This is a genomic window from Candidatus Thorarchaeota archaeon, from assembly GCA_013388835.1.
GTDB lineage: Archaea > Asgardarchaeota > Thorarchaeia > Thorarchaeales > Thorarchaeaceae > JACAEL01.
On sequence record JACAEL010000026.1, the window covers coordinates 93,508 to 113,216 of the forward strand.

A 19,709-nucleotide genomic window follows, 5' to 3' on the forward strand; every position below is an offset into this window, starting at 1 on the left:
GACGCGCACAGAGGTGTTGTCTTGTGGCCGAGCTGAACACACTCACTGTAATTATTGAATTCATTCCGCCTATCGTAGTCACGTTGGTCTATCTCATCGGACTGAGGCATCAGAGAAATCGCTACATCGAGGCATTTCTGCTTCTGATGTACATCAAGACTGTGACCTTCTTTCTAATGTTGATGGCTCGCGCTGCTCTCGTCGTGAGTGGCTTCAATCCACAAGTCGATTCATCGACACTGGCATCGGTTCTCCTGACCGACTTCGTCTTCCAGTTCATGTACGCATTGCAAGAGCTACTGACATGGGTGATGGTGTCATTTATTGCAGTGCTGTTTGGTATGTTCGTGCTTGGAGTGAAGATGGCGTTTCAGGACCCACTGAAGATGCGTTTTGCAAACCTGATTCGTCGGATCACTGGCAAGACCCCCGAGAGTGACGGATTCAGTGGGTTCAGAGATAGGCTTAGTAACCTGAGATTCGAAGGCCTTCCTGAACATCCGTTGGACCCGGCAGTGCAGTCACACGTATGGAGAGACTCTTGGAGAGACTACCTCATCATCGGGCTAGCAACTCTGCTGCCATCAATACCCGCCTACATCGGCTCCTACCAGGACTACGTTTCAGGTGTCACCACCGCATCAGCTTATGCATCTGGTGTCTTTGTCCTCCTGACATGGATGTACCGTTTCGGGTATCCGTCGTCCAACCGCTTGGCAAAGGCTGCTGGGCTCAGACTGGGAGACCGAGACGTGGGCGGAGAGATGATGAGGGGGGTTCTTGGTTGGTTCTTTAGGTTCAACATCCTGCTCACACTGTTCTTCATCGGTCAGGATATCCATAGGGCGGTCTTCGCGCCACAGAGTGCTGATGCCCTGAACAAGCTCGTCGATTACTACGTGCTGGGTGTGACTCAGGCCGCTCCGCCCATTCTATTTGCAATCATCGTGCTCCCACTGGCCGAGAAGTTCGCGGTCATCATGTATAAGAGCCTCTTCGAGTGGCTGTACGGCTTCAAAGCGCGCATGACCCAACTGCATCTGCGAGCAAGGGCGGTCAGTCTGGCGGGCTCTCTGACTACGGGTGGTGTTGCCACCCTTGGCTTCCTAGGTGCTATCGCGGGTGTGACACTGTTCACTGCATACAGCATCGGAGTCGGCTACGTATTCAGACCCGGCTTGATAACAACTGATGTTGAGAAGCTGCTAGAGACCGCTGCCACGAATGCACAGCTGATAGTGCCGTTGAACTTCGTCATGCTAGTGTTTTCGATTCCAATGGCCTTCATGATATTCACCGGAGTCGTTGGTCACTATGTGCGAAGCCGAACCGGCGGTAGTGTTGTGTCCTTCGGGGTCGTCGCTGCGGCTCTAGTCAGCATAATCCCCTACTTTGTGTTTCCGAACCTGGACTACATACTCGGGCCTGCGGTCAACGAAGTCGTATTCGAGGGCACCTCATTCTACAGAGTGCGGTGGCTTGTGTATGTCGCAACGGAAGATCTCCTCCTATCGAGGTACGCGTTCCAGTTCCTAGTGAATGTGCCGATATGGCTATCCTCTGCGATATTTGTCATGTACTACCTTGAGTATCGCAAGCGATGGCAGGTCAAGTGCGGAGTGACACTCCGACCGCTGCTAAGCGTCTGCGCCGAGGATGTCCGACATGTCGTGACGATGTTTGTCGTGGGACTTGCAGTGGCAGCCGCCGGCGTGATATGCCTGTCCTTCCTAGTGGCACCCGTGGTGCTGATCCATCTAATAGAATCGCTCATTGCCGAAATAGGCCTGCCCGATGGTCTAGAGGCGGCCCTTGCAATGCCGGGAGTTATGCCACTGCTTCTGATGGAACACAACTTGATCCGGACTCTCTTGATGCTGGTCATAGGCCCGGTCTTTTGGACACTGATACTCTGGGTTGTTGCGGTGAAGCAGAAGACCCAATCGGAGAGGACTGTTGCACTACTTGGTATTGTGATGATAGTCTACTGTGGGATAATCGCCATAGTTCTGACGATGCTATACCCGAACCCCTTCGGACCGCAGCCGTGGGTATCGCCACAAGCGGTCTTGGGATACCATGCACTGAGAGTGTACAGTGTCCTCTTTGGTGCTTGTCTATTGGTACTGCTGGTCCGGAGAGTTGCTGGTCTAAACAGTGGAGGCTGGTGGTTCCCACCACTTGCCACTCTCTTCGTGACGGAATACCTTGTCTATGATGACCAGTTCACACTCATAGCTCTGATTGTGCTTCCCTTCGTACTCGCACCTGCGATGAGAGTGCTTGAGAGGGACAAGACCCATGATGATGAGGACTTCTTACTCACGTACATCCGAGTGAGTCTCATGTCTGTGGCGATTGCGGAGGTGCTGTCAACAGCTCTCTGGGTGGCCGGCATCGGCACACTCGCATTCATGTATGGTAATGGCCTCTCGTATCTCGCAAGCATACTCCCTCACGGTGTCATCGAGATACCTGCATTCCTGTTCGCCGCGGCAGCCTCGCTCACAATAGCAAGGGAGCTGGGTCCATCAGTGACAAGAGAAGAATGGGACGCCATTCCGTCGAAGACAAGGTCTCTGTTGACTGATGCCCGACTCTGGAGGACGTTCATCCTGATAGCGTTCTTCCTGTTCATCGGGGCGATGATTGAGGCCTATGTGACTCCTCTGGTGTCTCAGATGGTGGAGTACGGATTCCTGTGAGTCGTCCGTGCTTCCCATCTGAGGGAAGACTGTCAGTTGTCTAACAGACACAGTTGGATGCAGGAGTCTTGCCACCGTAAGGAGACCATATTGGAGTAATTCTTCGAGGTCCGCCTTGGTGGTGAGTTGACCTCAGTTTAGGTATCTCTGCACCGGGATAAGCATACTCGTGTGCTATCTCCGCGAGTGTCCAGCTTCTGGACGGCTATTGCCAACCCGTTGAGAACCGGATGCTGACCACGATTGCATCTAGGAGATGACATTCGGTGGCCAATGAATGCCAATGCACACTCTATGATCTGAGAATTGATCCGGTAGTGGTATTCGCGTAAGCCGAGTAGGCTGTATTAGACTCGTTCGAAGTGATATGGCCTGTTACAATGACCGTGACTCGTCCATCTCTGCTTCTAGCTGCAGGTTCATGATTGATGGCATTGCGACAACATCCGGTCTATGAGTGATACAGCATGAAGAGGGGCTGTACCGGACGGCAGTATCTGGATCGATTGAGGTGTCGGTGCAGACAATCGAGGCGTCAACAGCGCCTGACAAGACTGAAGGTGATGTGATAGGTCCGGAACACCAACGACTGCCATGACTCGTCTAGCTGAAACGTCGTGGCGACACCATAAGCGGCATCTGCAGGTGGCTTCAAGAAACACTGCTCTTGTCCGTGCATGCTGTGATCCTCTCATTCAGATCGAAAGCAAGCGTCATGCTTGCCGGCTTGAAGTCATTTCCATACTGTCCAACCACAACTTCCGCACATGGAATTCACCATGAAGTAAGCTTATAACGTTTCCAACGGATATGACTCTATTGTTAATGGCCATCACCGATGAAGGTTTCGCGCTTGTGGACTGCCAACTGTTGTGACACACTCCTTAGCAGTGCGAGACAGTCAGCGACTGATGGGCATCCGCTCAGAGGTGACCCTTCTTGAGGTTGAGAACAAGCAGCACTCCTCTAGTACTCCCATGTCTACTACTCACTCTGCTGATGATTCTGCCAGTCGTCCCGACAATACCGAGCGGGGCTGAATCTCTTGCTCCTGTCACGGTGTTGGGGCCACCGACTGGACCGAGCATGCGAGCAGATTATCCTTACAACTACACGCATGTTGTCTGGGAACAGGGAACAAGAAGCGAGTCTTACAGCGACTCTTACGCGTTCCAGGACTGGCAGTTTGGCCCCGCGATAAGATGGCAGATCAAGAATGCCACCACAGGGGCTTCCATAACAGTCATGGATACGCTAGTGATTGACGGTTGGTTCGACTTGGAGGTACAGACTCCAAAGGCCTCTCTGCGAGGGCAGCTGCCATACGCAGTCGGTGTCATGGGCACATACTTCAACGTGACAGAGATGGCGACTGGGGAATTCTCATCAAATACCATCGCCATGATTGCGGTGTATATTGTGCCCCAGAACCGCTGGGAGTTCTACTCCTCATGGAATGCGACATGGGCAGAGCCTATCGAGTCCGGTGGTTTCAAGGAGAGTCCTGTCGAGGCGACTGACCTGCCCCCAGACTGGAGCTTTGAGGATGAGTTCGGTCCTGCAGTCAACCCCTTCCTTGAGCAGGACAAGACTGCCAGTCAGTACTACATTGGTCCAGATGATGTCTGGACAAGCTTTCGGTTCAAGCTGAACGAAAGCTCACCACGAGGGGTCTTCAGCTTTGGAGCAATGGCACTAGACAGCAACCTGAATCCACTGGCCGAGAGCATAGCCACAGAAGAGAGCGCAAGGACCGTGGGCATGACGCTCCACGAGGTCTTGGCCGAAGCCACTGGTGGTTACTACGAGTTGAGCCGCCTTGATGATGACGGCAACACGGTCTACTCGGCGACTCGGGGCGTTGACTTCAATGTGACACTTCGAATTGGAGGTTTTAACCTCGACAATGCGACTGTCTTCTTCGAGCTGCCGTGGCAGGTCCTCCGAGAGGAGTTGGTCGAAGGTCCCTACCAAGAGCACATTCAACGAACCGGCGGATGGGTGTTTGACGTGAGCGCGGGCACCTATGTCTGGAACGCGTCTCTGGTGGTCGATACTGTTGAAGTCCGATATGGCCTTCATTGGGAGACGCATCCGGTGTACATCGATTCGGGAACAACGTACTCTGTCTGGGATGACGACCTCGGGCAATATGTGGATGTCTGGACCCCTGGCTATGTCGCTCTGGTTTACTGGTTCGAGAACAACTCCTTCTCGACGATGTACGGATACATGGTTGATGGTTACAAGTGGGTTGTCGAAGGCCTAGACGCGCACCCTAACCTGCCGCTGTCGTTCATTCTTAACACAACCTCAAGCATACACTACTATGCTGATGGGCACGACTACGTGGTCTTCAGAGGACACGTCAGTGAAGACATGTTGCCCACCGGCGGTGCTAGTTGGCAAGCAATGCATATGGATGTCCAAGTCCTGACAGAAGACGACAAGCGACTGATACCCTTCGCAAGCCTGCCATTTGCAGATGAGAGTGACATCGCAATGGATCAGATGCTGAGGGTACTCGCCGTAGAGAGTCCTGTTTCCGTTGTTGAGTTGACTCGGAAAGAGGAAGAGTATCGATCCAACTGGTTATTCGCAGTTGACAGAGGTGACACCTTCACAGTGCGCGCGCGACTCCAAGGCGGCGCCGATGTGGCCGGTGAGATTGATGGTGTGGCGTTCGTGCTTAGCTCCTATGAGCATGAATGGGGGACTGACGCCTTCGGTGACTGGTCACAAGAAGAGTCCGTGGAGCTGTGGATTCGTGCTTCACCTGCAGGTCAGTTCGAAGTGAAGACCTACAACACTACGAGGAGGGTGTCCTATGAATATGGCACATACTGGGAGTGGCAGTACATTGAGGTCTTCGACGGCTTCTGGGACTGGCAACTTGTAGAGATCACCGGATATGGCTGGCATGAGAAGTGGTGGAACTTTACGTCGGGCACTTGGACTGACATACCTCTGTACAGATTCGCTCCTGAGACCGTGATGCCAGTGACATTTGCTGAGGCTGGGAACCTCACCTACGAGTTGGTTGGCAATGACCTTCGAGTCGCATTTGATGTGACTGTTACCCAGTCGATGCCTGAGACCAGTTGGGACTGGCAGTTCTTCTATGGCGACCTTCAGATGGTGATTGACTACGAGTCTGGTTGGGGGTACCATGAGCTCTTGGGTTGGAAGTACGACTTGGTATACAGCTACCAGGATGGCCCGGATCGCCTATATGCAGAACGGCCGTATCGCGGGCATACAATGCGGAACAATGACACAGACGAGCTTTACCATGCAGACTGGAGTGCCTACATATCCATCGGTGGCACGAATCACACTGTGAGAAAGTTCGTGGAGCAGTATCCGGATGGTCTTGTCTATGAGCGTTTCATCTACGAGGAGTGGGACCCCACTGCGTACGACCCGTGGACTGGAGGTTATACAGGCAATTGGGTGCGGTACTACGTATTGGATAACGGTACACGCATAGACGTTCTTGAAGGACACGAGTCCGAGATATACAATATCACCGTGCAGTCCGGAGAGTGGTTCCTAGCGCTTCACGACGCACCTTGGGGGGTGCCCTATATGCCGGGTCTACAGAGGCTGATGCTGGCGAACGGAACGGTGCTGATAGAACCTGACGCCTATTGGGCAGGCTTCGGAGCTACCCCACTTGGCACTGTCCCCGTTGCGAAGATTGGACGTTACTCGCTGCTGAATGCTTCCATCTCCGTCTACTGGGCTGTGGACCCCGTTTGGATGGGTGACCACTATACATTCTATGTCAATGGTACCAATGCGCCGGTAGATGTGTGGTACGGTTATGCGCCCGATATCGATTTCGAGGGCTACTTCTACTTCAACTCCACTGACGGCAGTACGTACTGGTTCCTCGACGGACTCTGGCCAGTCGACATCTATAGAGGAGAGCATGGAGGCAAGGCGGTCATCGCACCTGAAGCACTTGCCTACTACTTTGCATATACTGACATCAGGGGAGTGAAGGATGAGCTACCGTATCCCGGTGCTGTGCTCTATGGGCCCGAAGACCTAGAGTATGTGACCCCGGTGGCGCTCCAAGTACACATCAATGGTCACTACCGTCCAACATGGCAAGCGGGCAGTTACCACTACTTCAATGCGACAGAGGGTCTTGACTACTGGTATCAGTTCTATCATGCAGACGTCGAGGGTGTCATCTATAACCTCACGCTCTTTGGACTGAACCCGAACAGTCCGTGGAGTCCGACCTACGAATGGGACTTCCCATGGGTGACCACGGGCAATGGGACCCAACACTTCCCGTCCCTCGACTTTGCCGGATGGAGACTGGCTTACGGGCATCGTGATGCCCAGACCTACGAGTTTGTCATTGATGGCTTCCTTGAGTTGACGAGCGGCTACTACGATGACACGTACAGTGCTGACTTTCTGGTCTACAATGGCTCCTCAGGTCACTACGAGGCCAGGACAAGGGATGGGTGGGTGTTGGCCCTCAATGATACCACAGGCGAACTCACAAGCGTGCGAGGGTACTTCTACAATCTAACCTTCACGAACGGCACCAGTGTGTACACATCGTATCCATACGTGAACGCGTATGAGGTCTATGACCCCGTCAGAGGCATGTATGACCTGGAGTGGTTATACACATGGGACCTCGATGGAGACGTCGTCAGTTGGAGTCTCGAAGACACCTACACCACTCGCATCGTGCAAGTCACCATCATTGACATTGGTTCTGTCTACTACTTCGAAGTCGAAGGAGTACTCAGAGAGTGCCAGTCATACATGTTGGTAAGTCGGTGGGACTTCTCAGGCCAGTCTTGGATTGAGTTCAACATCCCAAGTCCGAATCTCGAGTACCCAACACTGTTGTATGACGTTACCAATTCCAGCGTCGTGTATGAGGTGATGCCCATGTATGCCAACGAGATGACGGAAGTCAACTACACGTATCACATTCCGGTCTTTCATGCGGGCCCAACCAACTTCACTGGCAATTGGGAGATGATCCACAGACTGTTCACTTTCTGGGGATACGGAATGAAGATGGACTATGTTCCTCTGCCAGTGACGGTCATTCGCAGTCAGTGGACGATAGTTGTCGGCGTCCCCAAGTTCGGTCTCTGGGGTATCCAGTCTTGGGCAATAGACTTGTCCACTGGAGCGCTTGACCTTGACGGAGACCTCGGCACGACTGATGACCAGTACTATGTGCTCCACTCTTACGAGAGCACGGACACATACAGGGTGGATGAAGAGTACCTCCGAGTGCACATCAAGTGGGAGCCCAACTCCACTGTGTCTGGCGACGAGGTCTATGTGGACTCATACACAGGCCTCCGAACGGTCAATTGGAGCTACGACTGGGCAGACAACTTCTACTGGCGGAGAGCAGACACTGGAGAGCCACTCACTCCTGCAGAGTGGACGCAGGTCACTGACACAATCTATGACAGCCAAGGTATGCCAAGACCCGGCTACTGGGACATTGCTTTTCTCAGCAGGAACTTCACTTCCGATGACCTCAGGCAGCAGGCCGCTGAGGAGGGTTGGGACTGGGCCGCCAGTGAGTCGCAGGAGTGGAGCTGGATCTGGTGGGAGCTCTCTGAACACTACGTGACGGAGCTGCCAAATGCGACAGCTGTGTCTGTGACCGTCTCATATCAGTACGCGGGAGCGTTTGCGTGGAATGACACCAACCGCAACAACTACACAGACATAGACCCGATGAACATTGAGAGTTCAGAGGTCACACACTACTGGCTTCCTGTGAGCGTGGACGATGTGTCATTTATCACCCCGAACGGTTCTCTGTCCGGTGACATTATGTGGTCGCTCGACGCCGCCGTGCCCTTTGGGGTCACATTCACCAATGTGACTGGTGCTGCGTTTCCCTTCGGAGACCGCTCTTACTGGGACTGGTACGCGCAGCAGCAGACTGGCAGCAACTTCGCAACATTTGATGAGCGGCCGACACTGACTGAAGTCAGCAGTTTCGGCATCGGGGTGTCATTCACAGGCGAGGTGAGCGAACCGGACAACACGGCGTCTGTGAAGTTCAACATGACTGTTGGTGACTGGATGGTCGACGCACCCGGTGGGCGCAGCCTCCTGACCAACAGGTCTCTCGGACTGGCATTCTTCACCGACGTCGAGCTCTATTCGGAGACCGGTGAACCAATCCTGCCTCAGTACACAGACGACCTCGGCAATCCGTTGTTCAACAACGAGACCGTCGCGTCTGAGAACTTCACACTATCGACCGGGTTGTCCAGCTACGGCTCGATGAACATGGGTGACTCACCCTATGTCTGGTCCAAGAACAGAAGTGCGACCTACACGCGGGTGAACTCCCAGACTGTTCCGCTCAGTGTATTCGAGGCTGCCTACATATCGGACAGCGGTATCACTGCGACCTCTTTTGACATCTCATCCAGTCAGTTCTACACCCTTGTCAACTTCAAGTGGTGGGACGGCTATGCAGTGTCTGTTGATCCGGTCTTCATCAGCTATGTCTCGGGACAAGGCGTCACAGACAATACAGCTCCGTCGATAAGCAACGTCGAGACAGAGGTGCTCTTCGTCAATGGAAAGGAGCGGCTCTACTACACTGTGACTGTGACCGACACAGGTGGATCGGGTCTGGCAAGCGTTCGCATTGTGAATCTGGATGACCTTGGCAGCAATGTCTCGCTGACGTATCGCGGAGACATTCAGGCATGGGTCGGATATGTGGAGATGCAGGGGACCACTCCATACACCTTCAACTCCACGATTGCTGCAGTTGACTATGCCAGCAACGAAGCAACCAGCGATGAGATTCACCACACGTTCTACAACGACCCCACACCACCCGAGATCTCGAACGTGGGGAGTCAGTCAATTGGCCCACAGCAGAGCTATGTTCTGATCAGTGCCACGGTCATCGATGTGGGCGCTTCGGGAACCGACCATGTTGACATCTATCTCGTTAACACGGAGCAGACGGTCTCCATGAGCTACAACGCGTCGATTGACAAGTGGCAGGCATATGTAGCTAGAACTAGCGGTTCTGCATACACACTGGCTTACAGAGTGCTTGCGTATGACAGGGCTGGCAACCTGAAACAGAGTTCGCAGTTCACATATGCGTTCAAGGACGCCATCGCGCCGTCCGTGAGTGCAGTCAGTGCAGTCACCGTCTACCCGGCGGGCCAGGAAGCATTGTACGTTAGTGCCTCTGTGGGTGATACTGGTGGCTCAGGACTCGCGTCCGTACAGCTGACCTACACGATAAGTGGTAACCCCACCACCGTGGCAATGAGCTACAATGCGTCCACTGCTCGGTACCAGCACACGGTTCCCAACCAAGCGCCGGGCACCTACGTGTTCTACACGATAACGGCGACTGACAATGCCGGCAACTCGTTCACGACGACGGAGCGTGTATACAGGTTCTCGACATCGGGGGACACTCCACCCGGAATAGGTTCGCTAAACCTGAACCCACAGGAGCCCTCCTCTTCGCAGGCCGTCAACGTGTCGGTGACCATCCTAGATGAGGGGTCCATTCTGAATGCAACCCTCTACTACAGGGTAAACGGAGGGCCCTATACTGGCCTTGCAATGACCCACACCGGTGATGTCTACTCTGCAGTCATTCCTGCGCAGCCACACGGCTCTATCGTGGAGTGCTATGTTGTCGCCTTCGACAATCTGGAGCAGAGGTCGGAGTCATCGGTCACTTCCTACACTGTCAACGACGATGTGACTGCTCCTGTCATAACCGGCCTGAGCATAGACAAGTCGACAGTCACTTCTGCGGACTCTGTCGTTGTGAGTGCAACAATAACCGATGATGTTGCGGTCAAGAATGCAACCCTGTACTACAAAGTGGGGACGGGCAGCTGGATTGCAGTGGTGATGACACATGTGGGAGATGTGTACAGTGCCACAATCCCGCCACAGGCTGATGGCTCTGTGGTGACCTACTATGTCCGCGCATACGACACATCGGACAGACACAGCGACTCGGCTGAGCAGTCCTACACCGTACAGGACGCAACAGGAACTACGACGACATCTCCGGTGTCACCTCTGCCAGAGATGACCATCATAGTTGTCCTGGGTGGTGCCGGCGCCGCAGTGGTCGCGATTCTACTAGTGCTCCGGTTGCGAAAGAAGAACTAGAAATCGGTGCGGGCCGCGAGCCCGCTCCACCCTTTTTCCTCTCTTTCTTGCTTGCACTCACTATCTCCTCAGAGTGCCATATTGAAGGCACATTCACACGAGTCCTGATCAGTCTCGGGACATTCGTCTGAGATCATGTTGACGACCGCAGACGTTTCGTAACTCTGGCATGCCGACATGAGCAGTATGTGCTGCAGGTGGCAGTCACGCCTCCTCGGAGCCCCTTTACACGAATCATACATCGAAGTTTTCCTTATATGGATTGGCGGTAGCATCCTACTAGTAGACTTGAGCGCCACAGGTCTACCTGGTTATGTACGCTAAGTCACTGCACTGTACAAGACCATGCTAGACCTGATGCGCATTTACAGGAGTTCAGTCAACATGCGAGCGAGATTGATAAGTCGCCAACTCCTCTCAGTTGCAGCAGTCTGTCTCTTCCTGTTCTCGATGCTGTCTTTGGATGCAGCTCCCCAAGCTGACAATATGACCATCCAACCAAAGACAGAGACATCAACAGTGTCCCAGAGTCCGCATGGCAGTGGGACATATGTGAACTGGAACCAGGATAGCGGCAACAGCAGCAATGAGTGGACTTGGAGCAATACAAACTGGCTCTTCGGACCCAGACCAACCTTCAAGATATACCATCAGAACGGTTCTGAGCTCACGAAGGACAGTTATGCAGAGATTAACGAGAACCTCACCTTCCAGGTGACCGTTCCCAAGAATGTGTTCACTCATGGAGGCGTTCTGGGCCGGGTGAGCTTCTATGGCTATTACATGAGCTCAAACATGAACTTCAGCGCCAGCTTCAGCATGGAGTTCAATGCCTACAGCTACGAGCCATGGTATGCATACAGCTGGGCGTACAACTCTAGCGAGGGCCCATCTCCGCCCAGTCCGAGCTTCCTTGATATCCTACCATTGTTGTGCTCGAACAGTTCCGACGCGAACAGATACTATGTGAACTTCGTCGTGAGGTTCACAGCCGAGTCACCGATTGGACTCTTTGGCATCGACATGACTGTTTCCGACAACAACTACAACACAATTGGGACCTACAACTATGGCTCCGGATGGGAGTTCAACGGGATTGCAGTGGGCATACCTCCGAACCAGGCATGGTCATTCTCCTACGGCGGAACCTACACCCTCCAGAAGCTCGACCTAGAAGGAGATCCCCTCTATTCTGTAAGCAGAGGCCGGGACTTCATCATGCGGTTCAATGTGAGTGGTCCTGAACCAGAGTATGTGCAACTCGGTCTGCAGATACCGCCCATGATGCAGGTCGCGGTCGAAAAGACTGGTATGCACCGGGAGATGAAGGTCTCAACCGGTGGCTGGGTCTACGACACCACCATGCAGACCTACATATGGAATGCAACAGTCGAGGTGAGCTACTACGAAGACGTGTACGGTCCATATCAGTCGTATGAGTATGTCGATGTTGGCATATACAAGGAGGTGCAAGTGTATCGTCTCTATGAGGTCTGGGACCCGGAGCTGAGCCAGTTCAACCGCACGGTCGTTCTTGAGAACACCTGGGCTTACCGGTACATGATGTTCATCTACAACAGCTCACTGGGCTTTGAGACGAGACTTGGTTATACCTACTATGGCTATCCGTGGGACCACTATGTCGATGGTGAGTACAACCGGATTATCACTGTCTATGAGCCCATACCCTCTGACTATCCTGTCTTCTACGAACTCAACATGGGTCTGTGCTCTGTCAGTACCTTGGGCATTGACCTCACCGTGGATTTCGTCGGGCACTTCACTCAACTCATGCAGCAGAGCGGTGCCTACGATTACTTCTCGTTTGAACCGCTGGTCATGGGTCCCGATAACGCAGTCTATCAGCCCTCGACGTATGGCCAAGCTCCAAGACAGACACCATCCGACTTCGAAATGGCCAAGAGGATCACGATTGAGCGCCCGGTGACCATTGCGCGCCTCCTCAAAGAGGATGGGACCGAGCCACGAGGCTGGCTCTTCCAGGTCAATCAGGGTCAGAACTTCATGGTCAAGGGAAGGCTTCAGGGCGGTGGGTCATTGGCGTCCGACATAGATGGCGCGGCCCTGGAACTTGAGGCCTATTCTGGTTCATGGACAGCTAACGAGTCCATATCCTCGCATGTCACATACGACATCGTCATGGACATGCATGGAAACCCAACGCTGCAGGCGTTCAATCACACTCAGAAGTACAACTACACCTATGGCAAGTACATGGACTACGTGTACACCAACATCACAGGCTGGCACTACGAGTACAACAGCTCGACCAGCACATGGGAGTGGGTGAACAGCATGTACTGGGAGTGGCGCTGGATGGAAGTCGAAGGTTGGCACTGGCAGTGGTGGTACTACAACCAACTCACAGGCGAGTGGCAACAGAACGGCTTTGACTACCGAAGTTCTGAGGCGAAGGTATCAGACGACTTTGCTCGAGTCACAGGCTTTGCATCATGGGTTGACAGTGGAGACCTGTTCGTGACCTTCCTCGTCAACATGAGCGAGAGCGTGCCGTCCACAAGCTACTGGTGGGACTTTGCGTTCCTGAACAACACGTGGTATGAAGACTATTCCAGTGGCTATGGCTTGCATCAGGTGCTCACATGGGACCGCGAATGGGTCTACAGCTTCGATATGGGTGGTGACAAGGTCTATGTGGATCCATTCAAACAGAATCAGCTGGCATTCCTCAACACAACGCTGAGCCCAGACTTCATGAGAGGAGAAGAAACTCCCTACATAGTGAAGGATGGTGTCCAGTACACCGTGAAGGTCATCAAGAGCTATGACCCGTGGTCCGGAACGGAGAATGAGGAGTTCTTCTTCTACGACCACTACGACCCGGAGGAAGGCAAAGACTACTACTACTATCTCCTGCCCAACACCACGAAGGTCCTCGTCACATACACAGATGCGAAGTACATATACAATGTGACGGTGAATGACGCTGAGTGGTTCCTGACCAGCATGGAGTGGCCGAACTACTGGTACGACTATGGCTCAAGCAGCAATTACGCATGGTGGCTCGATCTCTATGGAGCTGTGCACTACTATCCTGACCCCGTCTCCTATGCAGCCGTATATCATGACAAGGTGGAATTGGAAAACCGTCATGAATACATGTACCTCAGGTACGGTCTGGACGGTGTCCTGAACATCAGTCAGTTCTGGTGGGAGAGCCGCGATGGGTGTTACTATGCCACTGACATGTCCGGCAGTCTGTACAGGTTGGACTTCAACTATACGACCGGTGAATACCAAGCCATCATCAACTCCGTCCTTCAGAGCGTCCGCGGACCAATGTACTACTTCATAGGCGAGTACGAAGGCAATGACGTCGTGCTGGCTGGCTGGGGAACCCAGAGGTTCTACTACACCGAGGACAACGGCGTCAGACATGAGATGCCTTATCCGGGGGCCAATGCGCAGTGGCACATGGACCTGAGCAGGACCGATAACTCTGGAGGCAAGGTACCGACCACCAAGTCGGTGATCTACAATGGCAACGTCTATCCTGTCTACAACATCTCCGCAGAACACTATGTGGACATAGGTGGCCAGACGTACCGGCTTGATATGCAGACAGCAGTCTATGGGTCTGCTAATGGAACCGACATCTGGAACCCCACAGTACTTGGGTACTATGGGGAATACGGTGTGTTTGATGACAATATGTTTCTGAAGAACGGTACGGTCACCTACAACTCCGGCATGGACGGCTGGGTGGATAGCTACTGGGACGGCGAGGCCTACCAATACTACGCTGACCTTGTCAACGGCACAAGGTGGTTGCTGAACAGAACGGGCTTCCTCACAGTCTTTGAGCGCAACTACAATGGCTCATCCCTGTTCACAACCAGAACTTATCCAGAGTTCAGATCTGTAGGAAACGAGACATGGTACGAGTATGTGGCCCTCAACGGGTCATTGTACAACTCGTCCGAATACCGTATCCTCGATGTGTTGAACTCGTTCACCGTGGAGGCATACAACAACGGCTCGGCAGATGTCTTTGAGTTCATGGGTGATGTGTACGTGGTGGACGCCTATGTGCCGGTCTTCTGGAGCTGGAAGATAACCAACTCCAACTCGACAGGCGGTCCCTACTTCTTCATGAACTCCAACAGACCAGTCTACGAGTTCCAGTACCGGAGTACGACAGTGACTGCGGCCCCCAACTTCGAGAACATCTACAGGGTCAGAAACAGATGGGGCTACGCGTCTGTGTACGGACCAGCGCCTATTGCTAGCAGTGTCTACAAGAACTTCTACAACCTGATAATCGGAATGCCCGATTGGGGCATGTGGGGACTGAAGAATTGGGACACGAATCCGGACAATGGCGCACTGGACCTTGATGGCAACCTTGACACGGTTGACGACCAGTACTTTGTTGAACAGGAGTACTCCTCAAGGAGCACCTCGACCCACGAGTGGGACTTTATGAGCGTCTGGCTTGACTGGGATCCCAATTCAACCCTGCCGGGTGACGAGATGCACATCAACTCCTACCTGGGTCTGAGTTCATTCACATGGTCGTACGAGTGGAACCAGACGTTCTACTGGTACCACGCTGCCGACATCACTCCACTCAACGCTTCCGAGATGCAGGACGTCAAGGACATAGTCCTCAGCAGTTCGGGTACTCCAATGCCCGGTTACTGGGACATTGCGTGGATGTGCAAGAACGTCACTTGGGCTGACCTGGTCGCCGAGGCTATCGCCAACGGGTGGGACTGGATGACCTCCAACACACAGACTTGGACTTGGCTGACCTTCGCCATCAACCAAGACTATGGGACCTCATACCAGGAGTCCGGGGTGGACTACTGGATGAATGTCGGCCTCCACTATGAGTTCAGTGGTCTGATGCTGTGGGAGGACGAGAACAACGACGGTCTGATGAATGTCGACCTCAACAACCCATCCAGCGGAGAGCTCACGCACTACCTCATCCCTGACCATGTCGACAGTGTCAGCTTCGTGACTCCCGGTGCGGCGTACGGCAACCTGAACGCATCCGGGTCCATCGTCGCTGGAGTGGAAGATGAGCTGACATATGGAATCTCGTTCAGAGGAGTGAACGGCACTGTCTATCCGTTCAACCTCTACGGATACTGGGGATGGTACGACCGGCAGGTGACCGGTGCGGATCTGAGGACGTTTGATGAGCGACCGACCAAAGTGACCATTGACGAGCTGTCCTTCCTAGTCCACTTCCAGGGACATCTCAACAGCACGAGTCTGAACAATTACGCGACCATCAAGGTGGACAACTACGTGGGGAACTGGGATGTGGATATGCTGGGCGGACGGTCCAACCTCGTGAACAAGTCACTGGCACTCAACTATCTGGCGGATATCCGGATGTCGAGCTTTGCATTCAAGGCAAACGGCTCGTTCACAGGGTCCGAGAGCACCGTCAGCAGCGATGTCTTCGAGATGGAGACGGCTGGTGCAAAGTTCGCTGAGATGGTCATGGGCGGCACAACATACGACTGGAGCAAGAACACGAGCGCTCCGTACGAAGTTGTGAGTCAGACGACTCCCATGGGCACGTTCAGGACCGCGTTCGAGTCTGAGAGCGGACAGTCTGCGACGGCGTGGAGCTTCACGTCTAGCATGTACTACGTGACCATCGGCTTCCCAGAGTGGCAGGGCTACAGCGTCTATCAGGACCCTGTCTTCATCAGCTATGTCTCCGGCCTTGGAACGTCAAGCATACCCAGTCCTGTGACATTCAGTCAGTTCAGTCAGAGCCCAATGACACCGGGAGCGGACGACTACGTCGAGATTGGTGTGGACATAGACTCACAGTACCCAATCAGTTCTGTCCGACTTGAGTACTGGACCAGTGGGTCAGCGCATCAGAGCGTGCCGATGAACAATGTGCACGACATGCACTGGTCTGGTCAGATACCCGCGCACCCGCTGGGAACAACCGTGTTCTACAAGGTGATAGTCGAGACAGAGTCTGGTCCATACGAGTCCTCGACTAGATCTTATGTGGTCGGCGGGACAACCACCTCTACTTCACCGTGGGTGCCAGGTCCGGGAGTCCCTCTTGACGTACTTGTCATGGTCGTGGGTGTTGCGTCTGCAGCTCTGATCATCGTTCTCCTTGTGCTGAGACGACGTAAGTAGAACAGTGCGAAGGGGTGCAAGCCCCTTCCTCATTCTTTTTTCTCTTCCCTCTCCTCTTCTGCTTCACTTTCCCTCTCCCTATCTCTTTGTGTATCATTCTCTATTGCTGACTGTTGCTGCTGGAGCGACTATACGACGGACTTGCGGGCTGAATCCCCAGCGCATGCAGTCTCTGTGATGGCCTGTTCCTTCGGGTCGTGTCTGTGTCAAGCAGTCTCCAAGGACACCTGTGAGGAATCCTTCTGCCCCGCACACGCTAGACGGTCTGTGACTGAGTGAAGCCTCGACAGCTCGTCATGCATACCATGCGTTCCGTGACAGGCATGTCTCCGGGAGACGCCCTCTCGATACTACTCCTTTGGAGAGATGAGTGGGAAGAGTTTGTTGTGGAAGAACTTAATGCCGGTCATGTGTGCCTCATAGATGGCACTGAATGCATCATAAGATATGCCAGTGATGGGAATTGCGTTAGTCAGCACTATGTAGGACTTCTTGTCAACACCGAAGCTGACACCCACGAGACTGGCATTAGTCTTCAACAGCGTCTCGTAGATCGTTCTTCGACTCTTCAATGGTGTCTTCGAGAGGTCGTGAAGTCGAGTGGTGAGCGTTATCCAACTGGCCTCTGGGAACACCTCGATCTCTTCGGTCTTGGTGGGTCCGTGTGGAAATAGGCTGAAGGTCTTCTTCTCTTTCTCCTCGAACTCGACCTCCAGTCGTTTGAGGTACTCCTTTGCCAAGAACCATGTGGTGCTCACCGTAGACTCACCAGAAACACACACTGACGCAGTGCGAAGAGACTCATCGGTCTAATCAACTATCAGCAAATACCTAGTAAAACTCTTCGCTTTTTGTTGTTCTAGGTAGTTGCTGGGCAAATCATTCCCTACTGGCACTATCTCAGAGCAGTCTCTTGAAACGCATGTCGAGCTCCTCCTGAGTGACCTTGATGAGGGTGGGCCTGCCATGCGGACAGTTGTATCTGTCGGGTGTCTTGGCCATGTCTTCAAGGAGTGCTCGAACCTCACCGATACTGAGAGGCTGACCTGCTCTGATTGCGGAGTGACAGGCAGTCACTTTGACTATCTCGTCCATGAAGTGCTCGCGTGCATGGTCCGTACCGGTTGAGAGAATGTCGTCGACAAGGGACACAATCTCCTTCTCTGATACCTGTCTGCCAAGGACTGCTGGCACCGATGAGACAAGGATCTCGTTACCGCCAAAGGAGCTTATTGAGAATCCGACAATGTCGAGCTGGTCAGTGAGAAGAAGCACGTCCTCCACATCTCTTGGGTCAAGACGAAGCACGATTGGCTCAAGGAGTTCCTGCGAGTATGCCTTGCCCTCGTTCACCTGTCTTCTGAGCCGCTCATACATGACACGTTCATGTGCTGCGTGCTGGTCCACTATGACGAGACCATCTTCGAACTCCAAGAGCAAGTATACGTTATTCATCTGTCCGATGATTCTGAAGAGCCCTCCCAAGTTCGGGATGTTCATGGTGGCCTCGTCAGGACTCGGTGGCGGTGTCTCCAAGACCGTCTTCTCCACCAGTGGCCATGTGGGAGTCCGCCTTGCCGGACCGGGAGCCGGTCTGTGGTGGGGGTAGTGTGATGGTGTTTCATCGGACTGATGAAGGAAGTCCTCGAGCGTACCAGCAGGCTCGTATGGGGTCTCTTTCGTGATTGCGCGGTTGACGGACTCGTAGATGAGCTGGGTGACAAGGTCAATGTCCTGCAGACGAATCTCCTTCTTCGTGGGGTGGACATTGGGATCGACACTTCTCTTGTCCACAGTCACGTCGATGCAGCAGAGAGGGTGTCTGCCTCTCATGAGCAGGTTCTCGTAGGCAGCCTCGACTGCGCTGCTCATGCGCTCGTCGCATATGGGTCGTCTGAGGACAGAGAAGAGCATCCTCGACCGGTTGCCTCTTGTGATGTTCGGCCTGACAGCGAAGCCTTTCACCCTGACTCCGCTTCTCTCACCGTCTATTTCCACCAGGGAGCGGGCAATGTCAGAGCCCCAGAGGCTCACGACCCTGTCAACAGGACTCTGACCGGCTGGACATTCAATGATTGTCGTCCTATCACGACTGAGCCTGAAACCGATGTCATTCCTGACTACTGCATGTGCTATGACGACATCGACAATCCTCTGCGCTTCGGTCTTGGGCTCTGCAAGGTGTTTTCTCCGGGCAGGGAACAGAGCGAACAACTCGGTGACATCCACTGTGGTCCCTGGTGGACGGCTCGCCTCGGACACGGACACCTCTCCACCAGGACGTGAGACCAGCCTGGAGCCAGTCTGCTCTTCCCGAGCACGAGTCGTGATTATCAGATTGGCCACCGCCGCTATGCTTGCCAGTGCCTCGCCTCTGAAGCCATAAGTGGCAATAGCGTCGATATCACTTCTTGTCGCAATCTTGCTGGTGGAGTGACGTTCTATGCATATGGGAAGGTCTTCCTTCAGTATGCCACACCCGTTGTCAGCCACAACAATCTGGTCGATACCACCATTGGAAATGGAGATGTCTATGTGCGTCGCCCCGGCATCCAGTGAGTTCTCAACCAGTTCCTTGACTATAGATGCGGGGTTGTCAATCACCTCCCCGGCCGATATCAGGGCCACGACATCACTAGGCAAGACTCGAACTCTGCCCAT

Annotated in this window: 5 protein-coding genes; 3 read left to right on the forward strand and 2 right to left on the reverse strand. The window is 53.6% G+C overall.

Features of this window, described 5'->3' with window-relative positions:
- Positions 1-23: 23 nt before the first annotated feature.
- From HXY34_05435 to HXY34_05445, 3 genes are all read left to right on the forward strand, one after another.
- Entirely contained in the window at positions 24-2,705 is a 2,682-nt protein-coding gene (locus HXY34_05435) for a stage II sporulation protein M (protein ID NWF95563.1), read from the forward strand.
- A 939-nt stretch (positions 2,706-3,644) separates the two neighbouring features.
- Positions 3,645-10,883, forward strand: a complete 7,239-nt coding sequence (locus tag HXY34_05440; GenBank protein ID NWF95564.1) for a hypothetical protein — start codon at positions 3,645-3,647, stop codon at positions 10,881-10,883.
- A gap of 384 nt (positions 10,884-11,267) precedes the next feature.
- Positions 11,268-17,048, forward strand: a complete 5,781-nt coding sequence (locus tag HXY34_05445; GenBank protein ID NWF95565.1) for a hypothetical protein — start codon at positions 11,268-11,270, stop codon at positions 17,046-17,048.
- A 350-nt stretch (positions 17,049-17,398) separates the two neighbouring features.
- Here HXY34_05445 and HXY34_05450 read toward each other — a convergent pair whose 3' ends face one another.
- Both HXY34_05450 and mutL read right to left on the reverse strand, forming a co-directional pair.
- Complete coding sequence (locus HXY34_05450) at positions 17,399-17,806, reverse strand: type III secretion system chaperone (GenBank protein NWF95566.1); 408 nt, start codon at positions 17,804-17,806, stop codon at positions 17,399-17,401.
- A gap of 142 nt (positions 17,807-17,948) precedes the next feature.
- A complete protein-coding gene (mutL, locus tag HXY34_05455; protein ID NWF95567.1) occupies positions 17,949-19,709 on the reverse strand; it encodes a DNA mismatch repair endonuclease MutL in 1,761 nt (586 codons plus the stop codon).

Excerpts from the sequence above, each read along its gene's own strand:
- HXY34_05445 (NWF95565.1), top strand. The coding sequence starts at position 11,268 with ATGCGAGCGAGATTGATAAGTCGCCAACTCCTCTCAGTTGCAGCAGTC.
- mutL (NWF95567.1), bottom strand. The coding sequence starts at position 19,709 with ATGGGCAGAGTTCGAGTCTTGCCTAGTGATGTCGTGGCCCTGATATCG.